Genomic DNA, 17484 nt, shown 5'->3' with positions numbered 1-17484 from the left:
TCATAAGTGAAGTTAGTATGGTCATTATAATTTTAATGATAATATATATTAAAACGTGATAACGTTTAAATGGGAGGGTTTTGTTTATGGGTGAAATGACACGTGCGGTTGATGCTAAAGCAGTTGCCGCGAAAAAGAAGTTAGCTTCTAACTTTTTTAAAAAAGGTATTTCTATTGCTCTTTTTTCAGGATTGATGTATGGATTTTATTCAGCATTCTTAACCTTAGGAATGAGCAAAGGCATCTGGGCTGAATGGTATGATCCAACAACATCAGTACTTTCTGTTCTTGTAGCAACATATTTATTAGGTGCACTTGGAAGTGCTGTAAACGATATCTGCAGTGCTATTTGGGCTATGGGATGGGCTGCATATAAAGGAAAGATTGTAGATTTCTTTAGGTGTATTAAAACTAAGCCAGGTGGAATGATGATTTTAGCTGCATTGATAGGAGGACCTATTGCTAGTACAGCTTATGTTGTAGGGTTACAGATGGCAGGGTCAATAGTTATCCCAATCGCTGCACTTTGTCCAGCTATTGGCGCAATATTAGGTAGGATATTATATAAGCAAGAATTAAATAAGAGAATGGCTCTAGGTATTTTTATTTGTGTAGTAGCTAGTTTTATGATAGGAAGTACAAGTATTTCAGGGGATGCGCCAGAAGGGATGTTCTTAGGAATTTGTATCGCATTAATAGCGGCTTTAGGTTGGGGATTTGAAGGATGTGTTGCAGGCTATGGAACATCAATGATAGATTCAGAAATTGGAATTACAATTCGTCAAGTAACATCAGGATTATCAAATTTGATAATATTAGTACCATTGTTTGGAATAATATTTGGTGATGGAATAGGTTTTGCATCTAATTTAATAGTACAAGCATTTACTAGTGGACCAGCAATGATATGGTTTGCTCTTTCTGGATTATGTGCATTTGTATCATTTATGTGTTGGTACAATGGTAATAGTATGTGCGGAGCAGCTTTAGGAATGGCTTGTAATGGAACATTTTCATTCTGGGGACCATTCTGTTGTTGGATAGTATTAGGGGTATTTGGTGGAATGGAAGGTTGGGCTTTGCCTCCTATAGTATGGTTCGCTGCTATTTTAATGGTATTGGGTATTTTAGTAATAGCAACGAATCCGTTAGAGTTATTTAGAAAAAAGGAGGAGTAAAAGTATGAAACCACTTAATTATGCTATATTAAAATATTTTACTAAAGTTGAAGAAGCTTGTGCAGAGGATGTTATAGAAGCATTAAAAGGTGAATACGGTAGCTTTAAAGCTTTAAATAGAAAAGATGTAGTTACTGCATTAATGACAGCAGAAGCTAATGGACTTTTAGAAGAAACAAGATTTGAGTTAGATAAAGGCGGAGAATTAAGAGTGTATTATCATGCTCATGCTGAAGGTGCAGAAACAATTAATAAATATATTAAAGATTAAAATAATATAAAATTAAAACTCTCTAGTAATGATTATAAAAATTGTTCTAGAGAGTTTTTTTATTTCTGCAACCTTAACCTAAGGGGAAGGGACAATATCTAAATATTATAAAAATAATGAAAATTGAGATGTTAAGTAACTTACTTTTATATTAAAGAGATAGGATTTTTGAAGATATAAATAATAACCAACTATAAATCGAAAATAATCTTGTAAACTATTACAAAAATTTGTCTATGAATTTAAAGAAAAAACCTGTTGACTTTCCCCCAAAGGGAAAGGACTATAATTTACTTGAAAAGTAGAAATGATAAATATTAAGACTTTTAATAGTATATTCATAAAGTTATTTTAGTGTTGTTAAAAAGAAAGGGGGATAATAAATGAGATATTATGGAGAGGAAGCATTAGGGTTAATAGAAACATTAGGATTAGTACCAGCACTTTATGCAGCAGATCAAATGTTAAAAGCTGCAGATGTAGAGCTAATTTCTTATGAAAATATTGGTTCAACTCTTGTAACTATTATGGTTAAAGGTGATGTGGCTGCTGTTAGAGCTTCAGTAGATGCCGGAGCTAGAGCAGCATCTGAAATAGGAAAACTAACTGCAAAAAATGTTATGCCAAGACCTATTAGAGAAGTTGGGGATATAGTTTCTGTACATGATATTGATTCTTAAAAGATATTGAAAGGAAGTGAAATATTAATGGCTAGATATGAAGCTTTAGGATTGATTGAAACTTTTGGTTTAGTTTTTGTATTAGAAGCAGCAGATGCTATGTGCAAAGCTGCTGATGTTGAGCTTATAGGTTATGAAAACGTTGCCTCAGGATATATATCTGTTTTAGTAAGAGGAGATGTAGGTGCTTGTAAAGCAGCAGTAGAAGCAGGGGTGCAAGCTGTGAATAATATGGAAGATGGAAATTTATATAGTCATGTGGTTATAGCGAGACCACATCAGGATTTAGAGAAAATAATAGAGAGATATAAATTAACAAATTTATAGAAATAATAAAAAGTATTTAAGTTTGTATATATAAAATATTTTTTAGGAGAGATAAAAATGAATATTATTGATAATGATTTGCTCTCCATACAAGAATCAAGAATTCTTGTAGAAAATGCTTATGAAGCGCATAAAAAGTTAGCGACGTTTTCACAGGAGATGCTAGATAAGATTGTAGATGCAATGATTTATGAAATTGAAAATTACATTATAGATCTTGCAAAGATGTCTAATGAAGAAACTGAGTACGGTAAATATGAAGATAAATGTATTAAAAATAGCTTCGTATGTAAATTTCTTCGTCAAAGACTTAAGGGAATGAAGTGTATAGGAATTATTAATGAAGATAAAGAAAATATGACAATGGATATTGGCGTTCCAATGGGAGTAATAGTTGCATTTAGCCCATCTACAAGTCCTATATCAACTACAATATATAAAGCGTTGATTGCAATAAAATCAGGAAATGCAATAATTTTTTCACCCCACCCAAGAGCAAAAAATACTATTTTTAAAGCCTTAGATATATTAATAAAGGTTGCAGAGGAAAATGGCTTGCCTGAAGGAGCGTTATCATATCTTCACAATATAACACCTAATGGAACCAATGAATTGATTTATCATAGGTATACTTCATTGATAATCAATACAGGAGTACCTAATTTGCTAAAAACAATATATAAATCAGGTAAACCACTAATATACGGTGGTACTGGAAATGGACCAGCATTTATTGAAAGGACTGCAGATATAAGAAAGGCAGCGAGAGATATCATTGATAGTAAATCATTTGATAATGGAATACTTTCTGCAGCTGAGCAATCAATTGTGGTGGACAGTCCTATACATTATGAAGTAAAAAAAGAGCTTGAAAATTATGGAGCATATTTCATGTCAGAAGAGGAATCGGACAAACTTGGAGTATTATTTTATAATTCAGATGGATTAAGCAACAGTGAAATAGTAGGAAAAACAGCTCAAGAATTAGCCAAAAGAGCTGGGTTTATAGTTGATAAGACTGTAAAGGTATTAATTTCACAACAAAAGTATGTAACTAGTAAAAATCCATACTCAAAAGAAAAGTTATGTCCAGTACTAGCCTATTATGTTGAAGATGATTGGATGCATGCTTGTGAAAAGTGCATTGAGCTATTATTAAATGAAAAGCTAGGACATACTTTAATAATTCACTCTAGAAATGAAGATGTTATTCGCCAGTTTGCACTAAAAAAGCCAGTAGGAAGAGTGCTTGTTAATACGCCAGGTGTTTTTGGTAGTATGGGAGCAACTACTAACCTATTTCCAGCAATGACTTTAGGTAGTGGTTCTGCAGGTCAAGGTATGACTTCTGACAATGTATCTCCAGAAAATCTTATTTATATACGTAAGGTTGGATATGGGGTACGAAATATAGAAGATGTAATATCTTTAGCTGCAAATAAGAATAGTAAAATAACTTCAAATAAAAATTATTCTGAGGGAATAAATAGTTTAGAGTTAATGGAAATTATTTTAAAAAAGTTATTAGATAATAATCATAAGTAAATATAGATTAAAGTTTATTTATTAAAAAGGGGGATTAGAGTTGGATATAAAAGAATTTTCAACCAAATTTAGAGAAGCTACTCAGAGTATGTCTCAAAACGAGCGTGATAGTCTTTTAAAGATGTTTGAGTGTCTATCAAAAGAAATAATTAAAGATGAAGAAATAAATAATGGCTGTCAATGTAATGAAGGTACAGATATACCTAATGGAATTACAGATAGATTAAGTAAGTTAAAGGATAATTATTTAAAGCAAGTTCCGAGGATTACAACATATAGAGCTAGAGCAATAACAAAAATTGCTAAAGAAAATCCAGGTATGCCTAAAATTTTATTGAGAGCTAAATGTTTTAAATATTGCTGTGAGACAGCACCTTTAGTAATCCAAGATAATGAACTTATTGTTGGAGCTCCATGTGGGGCACCTAGAGCAGGAGCTTTTTCACCAGATATCGCTTGGAGATGGATGGTTGATGAAATTGATACTATAGGAAATCGTGCTCAAGATCCTTTCTATATTTCTGAAGAAGATAAAAAAATAATGAAAGAAGAGTTATTTCCATATTGGGAAGGAAAATCAGTAGATGAGTTTTGTGAAGATCAATATAGGGAAGCTGGAGTTTGGGAATTATCAGGAGAATCTTTTGTTTCAGATTGTTCATATCATGCTGTAAATGGCGGTGGAGATTCCAATCCAGGATATGACGTAATATTAATGAAAAAAGGTATGTTAGATATCCAAAATGAAGCAAAAGAAAATTTAGAGAAATTAGATTATGAAAATCCAGGTGATATAGAAAAAATATATTTCTATAAAGCTGTTATAGATACAACAGAAGGTGTAATGATTTATGCTAAGCGTATATCTCAATATGCAGCAGAATTAGCATCAAAGGAAATTAATCCTAAACGTAAAGCTGAATTATTGAAAATATCAGAAATTAATGCTAAAGTACCAGCTCATAAACCTACAACTTTCTGGGAAGCAATACAATCTGTTTGGACTATTGAATCTCTTTTAGTAGTAGAAGAAAATCAAACAGGGATGTCTATTGGACGTGTAGATCAATATATGTACCCATACTACAAAGCTGATATTGAATCAGGTAGAATGAATAATTTCCAAGCTTTTGAGTTAGCCGGTTGTATGCTAATTAAAATGTCTGAAATGATGTGGATCACAAGTGAGGGTGGTTCTAAGTTCTTCGCTGGATATCAACCATTTGTAAATATGTGCGTTGGTGGTGTGACAAGAGACGGTAAAGATGCTACTAATGATTTAACTTATTTGTTAATGGATGCTGTTCGTCATGTTAAGATTTATCAACCTTCTTTAGCATGTCGTATCCATAGTAAATCACCACAAAAATATCTTAAGAAAATTGTTGATGTAGTAAGGGCTGGAATGGGATTCCCAGCATGCCATTTTGATGATGTTCATATAAAGATGATGTTAGCTAAAGGAGTTTCAATAGAAGATGCAAGGGATTATTGCTTAATGGGATGTGTTGAACCTCAAAAAGCAGGTAGATTATATCAATGGACATCAACAGCATATACTCAATGGCCAATATGTATAGAGCTTGCATTAAATAATGGTGTACCACTATGGTATGGAAAGCAAGTTACACCTAATTTAGGCGATGTAGATAGCTTTAAAACTTATGAGGAGTTTGAAGCAGCTGTTAAAGAACAAATTAAATATATAACTAAATGGACTAGCGTTGCTACAGTAATATCACAACGTGTGCATAAAGATCTTGCTCCGAAACCACTTATGTCAATTATGTATGAAGGTTGTATGGATAAAGGTAGAGGTGTTGAAGCTGGTGGAGCAATGTATAACTTTGGCCCAGGTGTAATTTGGACAGGCCTTGCTACTTATACAGACTCTATGGCAGCTATTAAGAAGTTAGTTTTTGAAGATAAGAAATATACTTTAAGAGAGTTTAATGAAGCTTTAAAGGCTGACTTTATTGGATATGAAAAGGTTAGAAAAGATTGCTTAGAAGCACCTAAGTATGGAAATGATGATAACTATGCTGATTATATAGCAGCTGATTTAATTAATTTTACTGAAATGGAGCATAGAAAGTATAAGACATTATATTCAGTACTAAGTCATGGTACCTTATCAATATCAAATAATACACCATTTGGTCAATTAACAGGAGCATCAGCTAATGGTAGAAAAGCGTGGATGCCACTATCTGATGGAATAAGTCCATCACAAGGTTCAGATTATAAAGGACCTACTTCAATAATTAAATCTGTATCTAAGATGGCTTGTGACAATATGAATATTGGGATGGTTCATAACTTTAAGTTAATGGCAGGCTTACTTGATACTAGAGAAGGTGAAGAAGGAATAATTACATTATTACGTAGTGCATGTAATTTAGGCCTTGGAGAAGTTCAATTCAACTATCTAGATAATAAAACATTAATTGAAGCTCAAAAGCATCCAGAGCAATATCGTGACTTAATTGTTCGTGTTGCAGGATATAGTGCTTTCTTTGTTGAGTTATGTAAGGATGTTCAAGATGAAATAATTAGTAGAACAATGCTTACACATTTTTAAGAAGGTTTAATAGATTTTTTTATTATATATACCATCAACGTTAGTGGGCTATGTTGGTGGTATATAAAAAGAACTGGAGATTGAATAGTATGGTAAATGAAAAAGTAGGTGTAATTGAACGAAAAGCAAGAATTTTTAATATACAAAAATATAACATGTATGATGGACCAGGAGTAAGAACTTTAATATTTTTTCAAGGATGCCCATTAAGATGCAAGTGGTGTTCTAATCCAGAAGGAATGCAAAAAAAATATAGAGTCATGTTTAAGAGGAATTCTTGTGTAGATTGTGGTGCTTGCGTTTCTGTCTGTCCTGTAGGAATACATACTATTTCCGATAAAACATTTAAGCATGAAATAAGTAGAGAGAAGGATTGCATTGGATGTGGCAAATGTGCAGATACTTGTCTAAAATCAGCACTAAGAATAGTAGGTCAGGTAAAAACAATATCTGAATTATTAGAAATAGTATTAGAAGATAGAAGTTTTTATGAAGTTTCCGGAGGGGGAGTTACATTAGGAGGCGGTGAAGTACTAATGCAACCAGAAGCAGCAACAAGTTTATTGATGTCATGTAAGCATGAAGGTATTAATACAGCAATTGAAACTTGTGGTTATGCAAAACTAGAATCTGTTTTAAAGGTTGCAGAATTCACAGATTTATTTTTATTTGATATAAAGCATATAAACTCAGATAAACATTTTGAATTAACAGGAGTTAGAAATGAGCAAATCTTAGAAAATTTAGTTCAGCTATTAAGACGTAAATATAATGTTAAAATACGTATGCCTTTATTAAGGGGTGTTAACGATCAAAAAGAAGATATTGAAAGTGTTCTAGAGTTTTTAATGTCGTATAAGGACTATAAGAACTTTAAAGGAATTGATTTATTACCATATCACAAAATGGGAGTTAATAAATATAATCAACTTAATATGGAATATCCTATAGTGGATGATCCAAGCTTAAGTGATGAAGATTTAGATAAAATTGAAGGCTGGATTAATAATTATAACTTCCCAGTAAAAGTAATACGCCACTAATAATTTTGAGAGAAAATAAAATGGAAGGTAAGGGGTATGGGAGAAGTTTTTGATAGAAACATACAACGTGTAATACAAGAGTCAGTACCAGGAAAACAGATTACAATTGCTCATATAATAGCATCACCTATGGAAGATATTTATGATCGTTTAGGAATAGATGAAAAAGGAGCTATTGGAATTTTAACTCTTAGCCCATATGAGTCAGCTATAATAGCAGCAGATATTGCAACAAAGACAGCAGATGTTGAGATTGGTTTTTTAGATAGATTTACAGGATCAGTAGTTATAAGTGGCGATGTTGAAAGTGTTGAAACTGCTCTTATTTCAGTTAATGATACTTTAACAAATTTACTTGGGTTTACACCGGCCCCTATTACAAGAACATGAGAAAGAAACGAATAATGGTAATTGGGCCTTCAAGCTGTGGTAAAACTACATTGGTTAATGCTATAAACGACTACAATGGTAAGCTAAAGAGAACTCAAGATATGATTTATGGAAAAAGGACAATAGATGTTCCTGGATCTTATATTGAGAATGGAGATAAGTATAAGCATATTATCGCGGCAGCACAAGATGCATCACATGTGTTAATTCTTATGGATAGAACAAGAAGGGATAATTTATACTCTCCTGGATTTGCAAGATTATTTAAGTGCCCTGTAATTGGTGTAATAACTAAATGTGATTTAATGCCGGAAAATGAAATTAATTGTGTAAGACAATTAAAGCTGGCAGGAGTCATAGAGCCATATTTTCATATTAGCTTCAACGATCGGGTAAGTATTGAAAAGTTAAAAAATTACTTATTTGATAAAAGAGAAGAGGAAGGGGGCAAAGATGAAATTTATTACTGAAGAGTATTTAAGAGATATGTATAGAAAAAATCCTTTTACAAATTTTAGCCTAGTAGAAGGTCAACGACTTACGCCAGGTGCTAGTCAATTTTTAAGAGATAAGAGGATAGAACTATGTGAAGATATTCAATCTTTAAAAGATAGTATCGATAATCCAAAATCAAAAAAAGATGATAATAAAGAGAGAAATATAAATAAAAGAATTTTATATAAAATTAGAACTATAGAAGTAGATTTTCTTATAAAAATCAGAGAAGTTATAGAAGATGATATTATATTGGCACAAAATTTAATGGAGATATCAAAGGAAATTTCATCTATTAAGTTGTTATTATCAGGAGACAAATCTATAAGTCTTCCAAATTGTAAAGGTTGTACAGGAATGAATAGTAAAAACTTTTTTGAGGATATAGATGATTGCTTTGATATAACAGAGTTTTATATGCAATTGTCAAAAAGTAAAGAGATTTTAGAGTTACATGAATTACGTTGTAAATTACGAGAGTTAGAGATACTGATTATAGAAGAATTTGATGGTAGTGAAGTAGATAATGAAATTGGGGATAAATTAATAAAGTATGTTAACTGGTTCATCAACTCATTATCACAAATTATTTGTTCAGTTGTTGGAGGGAAAGTATGTCAGAGAAAAAGTTAACTTTTGAATATTGCGATAGGCTTGTTAAAGAGTTTGAAGAGGTAATAAAAAGACCAATTAACAAAAAATCATCAACTTATTATTGTGGTGTAGATCTGGGAACAGCATGTATAGTTTTAGCTGTTATGGACGAAGATTATAACCCTGTTGCAGGGGCATTTAAATATGCAGATGTAGTTAAAGATGGTATGGTTGTTGATTATATTGGAGCAGTAAAGATAGTAAGAGAATTAAAAAATGAATTGGAAGAAAAGCTTAATGCAGAATTAATATATGCAGCAGCTGCTATACCACCAGGAACTGATGCTTTAGACTCAGGAGCTATTAAAAATGTAGTACAGGCGGCAGGTTTTGAATTGACAAGCCTATTAGATGAGCCAACAGCAGCAAATGAAGTATTGCATATTAAAAATGGTGCTGTTGTAGATATAGGTGGAGGAACAACAGGAATTTCTATTTTAAAGGATGGAAAGGTTATTTATGTTGCAGATGAGCCTACAGGTGGTACTCATTTTTCACTTGTACTATCTGGTGCCTATGGAATGACTTTCAATGAAGCAGATAAATTTAAGAGAAATAATGAAAAGCATAAAGAAATATTACCAGTTCTAAAACCAGTTGTTGAAAAAGTTTCTTCTATTATTAATCATCATATCGAAGGATATGATGTAAAAGAAATCTCATTAGTAGGTGGAACCTGCTGTTTAACAGGAATTGAGGAGATAATTGAAAAGCAAACAGGTATATACACTCATAAGCCTAGAAATCCAATGTTCGTAACACCTTTAGGAATAGCGCTTAGCTGCACTAAAGAAATAATGGATTAAGATAAATGGATTATAGAATAATTAAATCTCCATCTCAATGTACACTTGATATTTTAAGGAGAAGAATGGGATTAGAGTGTAAAACGAATTTGAAAGATATTTCAGCAATAGGTTTAGTTCAAGGGAAAATTATAGATATGATTTATGCAGCTGATATTGCTGAAAAAGCAGTAGGGGTAACAGTAGAGGATATTAGAGGTAGTTGCCCACAAAATATGATACTTATTGGTATATTTGGTGACACAGCTTCTGTCGAAACGGCAATAGCAGAGATAAAACTCAAGATGGGAGAAGGGAAAGTTAAATGATAACAGCAAAACTTATTGGTAATATATGGTCAACGAGAAAGGTAGAGTCACTTAATGGATTTAAGCTAATGTTAGCTGAAGAAATTTGTGGAAGTAAAGGGGGAGAACGGTTAGTAGTTATAGATACTATTGGTGCAGGTATTGGAGATAGGGTAATAGTAACAAAGGGATCTTCAGCAAGAAGGATGCTAGAGGATGATAATATTCCTGTAGATGCAGTTGTTGTAGGGATAATTGATGAAGATTGCCTATTTGAATAAATTTAGGGAGGGATTTATATGAGTCTTTTAGATATGATAAAAGATGCTGGCGTAATAGGAGCTGGTGGAGCAGGTTTTCCAACTCATGTAAAACTTTCATCTAAGTCAGAGTATATACTTTTAAATGGAGCAGAATGCGAACCACTTCTTAGAGTAGACCAACAATTGATGGAATTTTATTCGAAAGAGATCCTAATAGGTTTTGAAGAAGCTAGGAAGTTAGTAGATGCTAAAGAGGGTATTATTGGCGTTAAAGGTAAACATAAAAAAGTTATACAAATTCTTAGAGAAAAAATTAAAGAGTTAGAATTTGAAGAATTTATCAGTGTAAAGGAAATTCCAGATATATATCCTGCAGGTGATGAACAAGTTTTAGTTTATGAATTAACTAAAAGAATAGTACCTGAAGGTGGAATTCCTATACAGGTAGGTTGTGTAGTTTTAAATAGTGAAACTGCATTAAATATATATAATGCATCTTTAGGACAGCCTGTAATTTATAAATACATCACAGTAGCAGGAGATATACCGAATCCTATAACTGTTAAGGTACCAGTAGGAACACCAATAATGGAAGTTTTAAAATTAAGTGGAATAGAAGATTTTAATGACTTTAAAGTTATTGATGGAGGTCCAATGATGGGACCGGTAATGAAAGATTTAAAAGGATCTATTACTAAAAAAAATAAAGGATTTATAATACTTAAAAATAGTCATCCGTTAATAAGAAAAAAAACAGTTACTATGGAAAGATCAAAAAGGATAAATAAGACTAGTTGTGAACAATGTCGTATGTGTACAGACATGTGCCCTCGTTTTTTACTTGGTCATAATACACAGCCACATAAGATGATGCGAGCTATAAGTTATAATCTTGATAACTTAGAAGAACTTAAAAATTCATATTTATGTTGCCAATGTAATTTATGTGAATTATTTTCGTGTCCAGCAGGGCTTTATCCAAAGGCAGCAAATATGTATTTTAAGCAAAAGCTTATGGAAGGAAATATTAGGTTTAATAAAGTTCAAAATGATTATACAGTAAGAAATGCTAGAGAGTTTAGATTAGTACCTAGTGCTAGATTAATTGCAAGATTAGGGTTGAAAGTCTTTGATAAAAAGGCACCTATGAAAGAGGTAACTATTAATTCAGATATAGTAAAAATTCTAACATCACAGCATGTAGGAGCACCTTGTATACCTTGTGTGAAAATAGATGATTATGTAGAAGAAGGACAAGTTATTGGAAGTATTCCTGAAAAGTCATTAGGTGCTACTATACATGCAAGTATACCAGGAGTTATTACAGAAATTACTGATGAATTTATATCAATAAGGAGGGAATAGTATGTCAAAAGCAATAGGTATGGTAGAGTTTACAAGTATTTCTCGTGGCATATATGCCACAGATCAAATGCTTAAAACTGCTGAAGTAGAAATAGTAACAGCTAATACTGTGTGTCCAGGAAAATATATTGCTATAGTCCATGGTGATGTAGCAGCTGTAAATGAATCAGTAAGATTAGGAGAATCAGTAGCTAATGAGTTTTGGGTTGATTCGATTATTATTCCCAATGTTAATCCGCTTGTTTTTCCTGCTATTTCAGGGGCAACTATGCCAGAGAGAATACAGGCACTAGGAATTATTGAATCATTTTCATTAGCAACTATGGTAATTGCTGCAGATGCAATCTTAAAAGCAGCAAATTTAGAACCGATAGATTTAAGATTAGGTACTGGACTTGGAGGTAAATCATATTTTGTTTTTACTGGTGACGTGGCAGCCGTTGAAGCTGGAACAGAAGCTGGTAAGAGTATTCTTGAAGAAAAAGGCTTATTAGTTAATTGTGAAATAATACCATCACCTTCAAGACTACTTATTGAGTCGCTACTTTAATAATATTAACAGATTTGATTTATAAATTTATTTTTAAATGAAAGGGTGTGAGTAAATGAAAAGGTTAATTTGTGTAAAAGATATTGAAGATTTTATTAAGAGTGGGAAAAAGGAATTTTATGATGATGGAAATATGATAATTACCCCTGCGGCAAAAGATGCTGCAAAGATTAATAATATTATATTCACTACTGAATTACCTGTGTGTAATGTAAAAGATCAATCAGTATTAAAGAGTGAAGAAGTTGAAAAAAGAAATGATACTTGCAAAATAAGCTCAGATAATATAGATACTGAAACAATAATAAATGTATTCAAAGCAATTGTGGAAAAAGGGTTAATGAAAGATATATTAGCATCATTAAGTAATATTTCCAATACTCCATACGAAGCTGAAAAAGATACAAATGGTTTAAAGGTTATAAGAGGGAATACAGTTAAAATGGATGTTTTCGATGTTGGAGATCCAAATGTTAAAGCTTATTTCCAGGAGCTTGTAAGTAAAGAAGAATCTAAAATGAGTGCAGGCTTTCTTATAATTGAAAACTCAAGATTTGATTGGGAACTTACTTATGAAGAAATAGATTTTGTTATAGAAGGTACATTAACTATCGAAATAAATGGAAAGACCTTTGTAGCTTATCCAGGAGATGTTTTATTTGTTCCTTCAGGGTCTAAAGTTGTATGGGGATCACCTGATAGAGCAAAGGTATTCTATGCAACATATCCAGCTAATTGGGCAGACCTTTTATAATAAGCTTTGATTAGTATATGAGATTAGGTAAAAGGAGGGGATTAAAAATGGTTAATTTTGATAAAGATTTACGTTCAATACAGGAAGCAAGAGATTTAGCACGTTTAGGAAAAGTAGCAGCTAAGAAAATTGCAACCTTTAATGAAGAGCAAATAGATAAAATATTAAGAAGTATGGTTAAAGTTGCTATAGAACATTCATTAGAATTAGCAAAAATGGCTGTTGATGAAACAGGTTTTGGAAAAGTAGAGGACAAAACCTATAAAAATTACTTAGCATCAACCATTTTATATGATTCTATCAAAGAGCTTAAAACTATTGGAATTATAAACGAAGATAAAGCAAAGAAAATAATCGAAATAGCAGAACCAGTTGGATTAGTAATGGGAATAGTTCCATCAACTAATCCAACATCAACTACAATTTTTAAATCTATGATATCAATAAAATCTCGTAATGCAATAGTGTTTTCACCACATCCTTCAGCAGCAGCTTGCACAATTAGAGCAGCTAAGTTAATGTGTGAAGCAGCAGTAGCAGCAGGTGCACCTGAAGATATTATAGGATGTATTTCTATGCCAACTTTAGCTTCAACTAATGAATTAATGAAGTCAAAGGAAGTAGATATCATAATTGCAACAGGTGGTCCAGGTATGGTAAAAGCAGCTTATAGTGCTGGAAAGCCTGCACTAGGAGTTGGAGCTGGAAATTCACCTGCATATATAGAAAGAACAGCTAAGGTAGAGCAGGCTGTTAAAAATATAATAGCTAGTAAAACATTTGATAATGGAACAATCTGTGCTTCGGAGCAATCAATAATATGTGAAGAATGCAATAGAGAGGCTGTTATATCTGAATTTAAAAAACAAGGTGGATACTTTATGACAGAAGATGAAACTAGGAAGGTTTGTAATTTATTGTTCAAAAATGGACATAGTATGAATGCCAAATTTGTAGGAAGATCTCCTAAAGTTATTGCTGAGGCAGCAGGATTTAGTATCCCAGATGGTATCAAAGTTTTAATTGGGGAACAAAAAGGAGTAGGAGAAAAGTATCCTTTATCATACGAGAAACTTACAACAGTTTTAGCATTCTATACAGTTAAGAATTGGCTAGAAGCTTGTGATCTAAGCATTGAATTATTACAAAATGGAATAGGGCATACCATGAGTATTCATACAGAGGATAGGGATATTGTAATGGAGTTTACAAGAAAACCTGCAGCTAGAATATTAGTAAATACAGGAGGAAGCCAAGGTGGAACTGGAGCGAGCACAGGATTGATGCCATCCTTTACTTTAGGATGTGGTACTTGGGGTGGAAGTTCTGTATCGGAGAATGTAGGGCCAATGCATCTTATTAATATAAAAAAGGTAGCATATGGACTAAAAGATTGTGAAACACTAGCATCTTCGGATCCGAATTTTAACAGTATTAATAGTAAAATAGAAAGAAATAGTCAAGAGCAATTTATTAAGGCTATTAAAGAAAATATTAATTGTAATGACAATGAAGAATTAATAAAACTAATAAATCAAATCGTTCTCACTATGAAAGGGGAACAGTGAAATGAATAATTACGATGCTATATTAAAACTTTTCTTAGAAGTAGCGCAGAACTCTAAGAGTAATGATATGGCAAATAATAATGAAGAGGTACCAATAGGTGTATCTAATAGACATATACATCTTTGCGAAAAAGATTTGAATGTGCTCTTTGGAGATGAGTACAAATTATTTAAAATAAAGGATTTATCTCAACCAGGTCAATATGCTTGTAATGAAACTTTGACTATATGTGGACCAAAAGGAGCAATTGAAAAGGTAAGGATTCTTGGACCACTAAGGCATAAAACACAAGTTGAAGTATTGTTAGGAGATTGTTTTAAGTTAGGAATTTCTCCAAAAGCAAGATTATCAGGAGAGTTAAATAATACACCAGGTATTACTTTAATAGGACCTAAAGGATCTGTCCAAATAAGTGAAGGCACTATAGTAGCCCAAAGACACATTCACATGTCATTTAAGGATGCAGAAAAATTTGGTGTTCATGATGGTCAAGTTGTATCTATAGAGTTTAATAATATACGAGGTGGAGTATATAATAATGTGATAGTTCGTGCTACTGAAAAATCGGTACTTGAATGTCATATTGATATAGAGGAAGCAAATGCAATGTGCATTAATAGTAAGTCGAAAGTAAGAATAATTAAGTAATTAAAAAATATAAATATAATAAAATTTTGGAGGGTAAATTTATGAAGTATGATGCATTAGGAATGATTGAAACAAAAGGACTTGTAGGATCAATAGAGGCAGCAGATGCTATGGTAAAAGCTGCAAATGTTTATCTAATTGGAAAGGAATATATAGGTGGGGGACTTGTAACTGTAATGGTTAGAGGAGATGTTGGAGCTGTTAAAGCAGCAACAGATGCTGGTGCAGCTGCAGCTCAAAGAGTTGGGGAACTAGTTTCAGTTCACGTAATTCCAAGACCACACTCAGAAGTTGAAGGAATTCTTCCATCAACTAAAGCTATTGAATAGTTAAATTAAGTTATACTGTGAAATAAGGTATAATGATCAAAAAATCATTATACCTTATTTTAATTTTTGAAGTGTATAATAAATAGTTAATGGTAATTCTCTATTACAACCTATTTAAATATCTCTTTTTATATTTAACTTTAGCTATATCCGTAATATCTTGCAAAACTATAAAGTTAGTAACTCCACCAACAACACCAACTATAGGTAAACCTTGTATAAATTTTGATGTTAGCATATAGGCCGAAATTTTACTTGAAGTATCAAGTAGTATTTCTTCAATATCATAATTACAAATCATATTATTATCTATTTCATTAGCCATCATATCTAATTTATTAAAATAAGATAGTCTTTCTTCACCTTTTGTAACAGCTGAACTAATTAAAGTTAAGATGTAGACTCTTTCATTTGCTGATGAATAATCAAAGCCGTAGCTTAAACTAATTTCATATATTGATTTTAATATTACTGCAATATAAATTGGAATATCAGGTAACCCAATGCCTAAAACGCCAAGTCCACCACCTTCTAAAACAGTTATAGATTTATTTATAAGTGTTTTTTTACCTGCGGATTTATCTATCTTCTTTAAGTTCTTTTTTGTTGGATATTTATTAACTGCATAAGCATTAATATCATATTCCATACTTATTTCTTCTTTATTATAAGTTTTTTCTATAATCCCAACACCTTTATCAAAAACTGTTTTAAATCCTTTTTGAAATGCTACTTCAAGAGTGGATATTAATTTATCAGGTATTTTATATTCTATTTTTTCCTTAATAGGTAAGAGTTTAGTTTTTATGTAATTATCCTTAGGTTCTTTTAAAAGCTTAGCTTCTTTTTTCTCTATTAGTTTCATTTGCTTATTTATTAAATTATTAATTTTGCGTTCTTTACTCATAAAAATATCTCCAGAATTTATTCTATAAAAGAATTATATCATAAGAGAAATAGTAAATATAAAAAATGCAATTATTTTATAAGTTGTTGTACTTTTTTATAATTATATTAAGGCTATCCAAGTATAAATAAAAAAGTTTTTTTTAATGTCCAATTATGATAAAGTGATAATACAATTATTTTTTCTATAGTTATTTTTATGAAAGAATTGAATAGTTGAAATTAATAGAGATTAGAATAATTTAAGTATTAACTAAAATTATTAAGTTTAAGATTTTAGTATAATTATGATTTTAAAAAGAGGGAGTAATAGATGAAGTTATTAATGTTATGGTGTATTATGTAAATAGTATTAATTTGTATAATTATAAATTATAGATTAAATACTCTAAAAAGATCGAACAATTTAGAAACGAGTAAGTATACGTTCATAAGTATACTAGCCAGTCTATTTTTAGTAGATACTTTTTTGAGATTTTTATTAATTGGTGATTATTTGATTGTATCTATTATTTTATTATTAATTCTAATTTGTATATTTATTAAAGAAGGATTAGTAAGAATTTTAATTACAACATTATATTCTTTTAAATTTTATATGTTATCAATAATTTTAGTTTGTACATTAAATAAGCTTTTTTTGGGTGAAGCTCCATTTATGGACATGTTAGAGGTAGGTAAAGTTAATTATATAGGTATAATAATAAATATCATATTATCAATAGGTATTTATTTAGCTTTTGAATATTTAAATTCTAAACAAATATCATTAGAAAGCTTTGAAATTAAATTTGGAATATTTAATAATACTAAGTTAAATATGATTGTAAAATTATCTCTTTA

21 protein-coding genes are annotated in these 17484 nt (G+C 31.3%); 20 read left to right on the top strand and 1 reads right to left on the bottom strand.

Going from position 1 to position 17484, the window contains the following annotated elements; genetic code table 11:
• Window positions 1-86: 86 nt before the first annotated feature.
• The 19 genes from H8S20_RS12885 to eutM all read left to right on the top strand — a co-directional run bounded on the left by H8S20_RS12885 (window position 87) and on the right by eutM (window position 15735).
• Window positions 87-1178: a DMT family transporter gene (locus H8S20_RS12885; RefSeq protein WP_186860381.1), complete on the top strand. Its 1092-nt coding sequence runs from the start codon at window positions 87-89 to the stop codon at window positions 1176-1178.
• A 4-nt stretch (window positions 1179-1182) separates the two neighbouring features.
• The gene (locus H8S20_RS12880) at window positions 1183-1449 is read left to right on the top strand and encodes a hypothetical protein (protein WP_032118405.1); all 267 of its coding nucleotides are present in this window, start codon (window positions 1183-1185) and stop codon (window positions 1447-1449) included.
• 383 nt (window positions 1450-1832) lie between these two features.
• On the top strand, window positions 1833-2129 hold the full coding sequence (locus H8S20_RS12875; RefSeq protein ID WP_032118406.1) for a BMC domain-containing protein: 297 nt from the start codon (window positions 1833-1835) through the stop codon (window positions 2127-2129).
• A gap of 27 nt (window positions 2130-2156) precedes the next feature.
• Complete coding sequence (locus H8S20_RS12870) at window positions 2157-2456, top strand: BMC domain-containing protein (RefSeq protein WP_032118407.1); 300 nt, start codon at window positions 2157-2159, stop codon at window positions 2454-2456.
• A 57-nt stretch (window positions 2457-2513) separates the two neighbouring features.
• Window positions 2514-4001, top strand: a complete 1488-nt coding sequence (locus H8S20_RS12865) for an aldehyde dehydrogenase family protein (RefSeq protein ID WP_186860380.1) — start codon at window positions 2514-2516, stop codon at window positions 3999-4001.
• A 40-nt stretch (window positions 4002-4041) separates the two neighbouring features.
• Complete coding sequence (gene cutC, locus H8S20_RS12860) at window positions 4042-6582, top strand: choline trimethylamine-lyase (RefSeq protein ID WP_186860379.1); 2541 nt, start codon at window positions 4042-4044, stop codon at window positions 6580-6582.
• Between the two features lie 89 nt (window positions 6583-6671).
• A complete protein-coding gene (gene cutD / locus H8S20_RS12855; RefSeq protein WP_186860378.1) occupies window positions 6672-7625 on the top strand; it encodes a choline TMA-lyase-activating enzyme in 954 nt (317 codons plus the stop codon).
• A gap of 36 nt (window positions 7626-7661) precedes the next feature.
• On the top strand, window positions 7662-8015 hold the full coding sequence (locus H8S20_RS12850; RefSeq protein ID WP_032118411.1) for a BMC domain-containing protein: 354 nt from the start codon (window positions 7662-7664) through the stop codon (window positions 8013-8015).
• Window positions 8012-8485, top strand: coding sequence for a EutP/PduV family microcompartment system protein (locus tag H8S20_RS12845; protein ID WP_032118412.1), 474 nt, complete (start codon window positions 8012-8014; stop codon window positions 8483-8485). The genes H8S20_RS12850 and H8S20_RS12845 overlap by 4 nt, the downstream gene beginning before the upstream one ends.
• On the top strand, window positions 8469-9143 hold the full coding sequence (locus H8S20_RS12840) for an ATP--cob(I)alamin adenosyltransferase (protein ID WP_032118413.1): 675 nt from the start codon (window positions 8469-8471) through the stop codon (window positions 9141-9143). Before H8S20_RS12845 ends, H8S20_RS12840 begins: the two co-directional genes overlap by 17 nt.
• Window positions 9125-9970 carry an ethanolamine utilization protein EutJ gene (gene eutJ / locus H8S20_RS12835; RefSeq protein ID WP_032118414.1) on the top strand — a complete coding sequence of 282 codons (846 nt, stop codon included), beginning with the start codon at window positions 9125-9127 and terminating at the stop codon, window positions 9968-9970. The genes H8S20_RS12840 and eutJ overlap by 19 nt, the downstream gene beginning before the upstream one ends.
• Before the next feature lie 5 nt (window positions 9971-9975).
• Window positions 9976-10278, top strand: coding sequence for a BMC domain-containing protein (locus H8S20_RS12830; protein ID WP_032118415.1), 303 nt, complete (start codon window positions 9976-9978; stop codon window positions 10276-10278).
• Complete coding sequence (locus tag H8S20_RS12825; protein ID WP_032118416.1) at window positions 10275-10538, top strand: EutN/CcmL family microcompartment protein; 264 nt, start codon at window positions 10275-10277, stop codon at window positions 10536-10538. Before H8S20_RS12830 ends, H8S20_RS12825 begins: the two co-directional genes overlap by 4 nt.
• A gap of 18 nt (window positions 10539-10556) precedes the next feature.
• Window positions 10557-11885, top strand: coding sequence for a 4Fe-4S dicluster domain-containing protein (locus H8S20_RS12820; protein WP_032118417.1), 1329 nt, complete (start codon window positions 10557-10559; stop codon window positions 11883-11885).
• Window position 11886: 1 nt separating this feature from the next.
• Window positions 11887-12435, top strand: a complete 549-nt coding sequence (locus H8S20_RS12815) for a BMC domain-containing protein (RefSeq protein ID WP_032118418.1) — start codon at window positions 11887-11889, stop codon at window positions 12433-12435.
• 55 nt (window positions 12436-12490) lie between these two features.
• Window positions 12491-13189, top strand: a complete 699-nt coding sequence (locus tag H8S20_RS12810) for a cupin domain-containing protein (RefSeq protein ID WP_186860377.1) — start codon at window positions 12491-12493, stop codon at window positions 13187-13189.
• A gap of 47 nt (window positions 13190-13236) precedes the next feature.
• Window positions 13237-14757, top strand: a complete 1521-nt coding sequence (locus tag H8S20_RS12805) for an acetaldehyde dehydrogenase (acetylating) (RefSeq protein WP_186860376.1) — start codon at window positions 13237-13239, stop codon at window positions 14755-14757.
• Between the two features lies 1 nt (window position 14758).
• Window positions 14759-15406, top strand: coding sequence for a phosphate propanoyltransferase (locus H8S20_RS12800; RefSeq protein WP_032118421.1), 648 nt, complete (start codon window positions 14759-14761; stop codon window positions 15404-15406).
• A 41-nt stretch (window positions 15407-15447) separates the two neighbouring features.
• Window positions 15448-15735, top strand: a complete 288-nt coding sequence (eutM, locus tag H8S20_RS12795; protein ID WP_032118422.1) for an ethanolamine utilization microcompartment protein EutM — start codon at window positions 15448-15450, stop codon at window positions 15733-15735.
• A 103-nt stretch (window positions 15736-15838) separates the two neighbouring features.
• Here eutM and H8S20_RS12790 read toward each other — a convergent pair whose 3' ends face one another.
• The gene (locus H8S20_RS12790) at window positions 15839-16642 is read right to left on the bottom strand and encodes an EcsC family protein (RefSeq protein ID WP_186860375.1); all 804 of its coding nucleotides are present in this window, start codon (window positions 16640-16642) and stop codon (window positions 15839-15841) included.
• Window positions 16643-17110: 468 nt separating this feature from the next.
• Between H8S20_RS12790 and H8S20_RS12785 the strand changes: the two genes are divergently transcribed.
• A partial coding sequence (locus H8S20_RS12785; RefSeq protein WP_186860374.1) for a hypothetical protein occupies window positions 17111-17484 on the top strand: 374 nt, incomplete at its 3' end.

This window comes from Clostridium hominis, from assembly GCF_014287825.1.
GTDB lineage: Bacteria > Bacillota > Clostridia > Clostridiales > Clostridiaceae > Clostridium > Clostridium hominis.
Note: the sequence above shows the minus strand (reverse complement) of the source record. Positions and strands in the feature narration are given on the sequence as shown.

Coding starts and splice junctions, on each gene's coding strand:
- H8S20_RS12885 (WP_186860381.1), top strand. CDS start 87: ATGGGTGAAATGACACGTGCGGTTGATGCTAAAGCAGTTGCCGCGAAA.
- H8S20_RS12880 (WP_032118405.1), top strand. CDS start 1,183: ATGAAACCACTTAATTATGCTATATTAAAATATTTTACTAAAGTTGAA.
- H8S20_RS12875 (WP_032118406.1), top strand. CDS start 1,833: ATGAGATATTATGGAGAGGAAGCATTAGGGTTAATAGAAACATTAGGA.
- H8S20_RS12870 (WP_032118407.1), top strand. CDS start 2,157: ATGGCTAGATATGAAGCTTTAGGATTGATTGAAACTTTTGGTTTAGTT.
- H8S20_RS12865 (WP_186860380.1), top strand. CDS start 2,514: ATGAATATTATTGATAATGATTTGCTCTCCATACAAGAATCAAGAATT.
- cutD (WP_186860378.1), top strand. CDS start 6,672: ATGGTAAATGAAAAAGTAGGTGTAATTGAACGAAAAGCAAGAATTTTT.
- H8S20_RS12850 (WP_032118411.1), top strand. CDS start 7,662: ATGGGAGAAGTTTTTGATAGAAACATACAACGTGTAATACAAGAGTCA.
- H8S20_RS12845 (WP_032118412.1), top strand. CDS start 8,012: ATGAGAAAGAAACGAATAATGGTAATTGGGCCTTCAAGCTGTGGTAAA.
- H8S20_RS12840 (WP_032118413.1), top strand. CDS start 8,469: ATGAAATTTATTACTGAAGAGTATTTAAGAGATATGTATAGAAAAAAT.
- eutJ (WP_032118414.1), top strand. CDS start 9,125: ATGTCAGAGAAAAAGTTAACTTTTGAATATTGCGATAGGCTTGTTAAA.
- H8S20_RS12830 (WP_032118415.1), top strand. CDS start 9,976: ATGGATTATAGAATAATTAAATCTCCATCTCAATGTACACTTGATATT.
- H8S20_RS12825 (WP_032118416.1), top strand. CDS start 10,275: ATGATAACAGCAAAACTTATTGGTAATATATGGTCAACGAGAAAGGTA.
- H8S20_RS12820 (WP_032118417.1), top strand. CDS start 10,557: ATGAGTCTTTTAGATATGATAAAAGATGCTGGCGTAATAGGAGCTGGT.
- H8S20_RS12815 (WP_032118418.1), top strand. CDS start 11,887: ATGTCAAAAGCAATAGGTATGGTAGAGTTTACAAGTATTTCTCGTGGC.
- H8S20_RS12810 (WP_186860377.1), top strand. CDS start 12,491: ATGAAAAGGTTAATTTGTGTAAAAGATATTGAAGATTTTATTAAGAGT.
- H8S20_RS12805 (WP_186860376.1), top strand. CDS start 13,237: ATGGTTAATTTTGATAAAGATTTACGTTCAATACAGGAAGCAAGAGAT.
- H8S20_RS12800 (WP_032118421.1), top strand. CDS start 14,759: ATGAATAATTACGATGCTATATTAAAACTTTTCTTAGAAGTAGCGCAG.
- eutM (WP_032118422.1), top strand. CDS start 15,448: ATGAAGTATGATGCATTAGGAATGATTGAAACAAAAGGACTTGTAGGA.
- H8S20_RS12790 (WP_186860375.1), bottom strand. CDS start 16,642: ATGAGTAAAGAACGCAAAATTAATAATTTAATAAATAAGCAAATGAAA.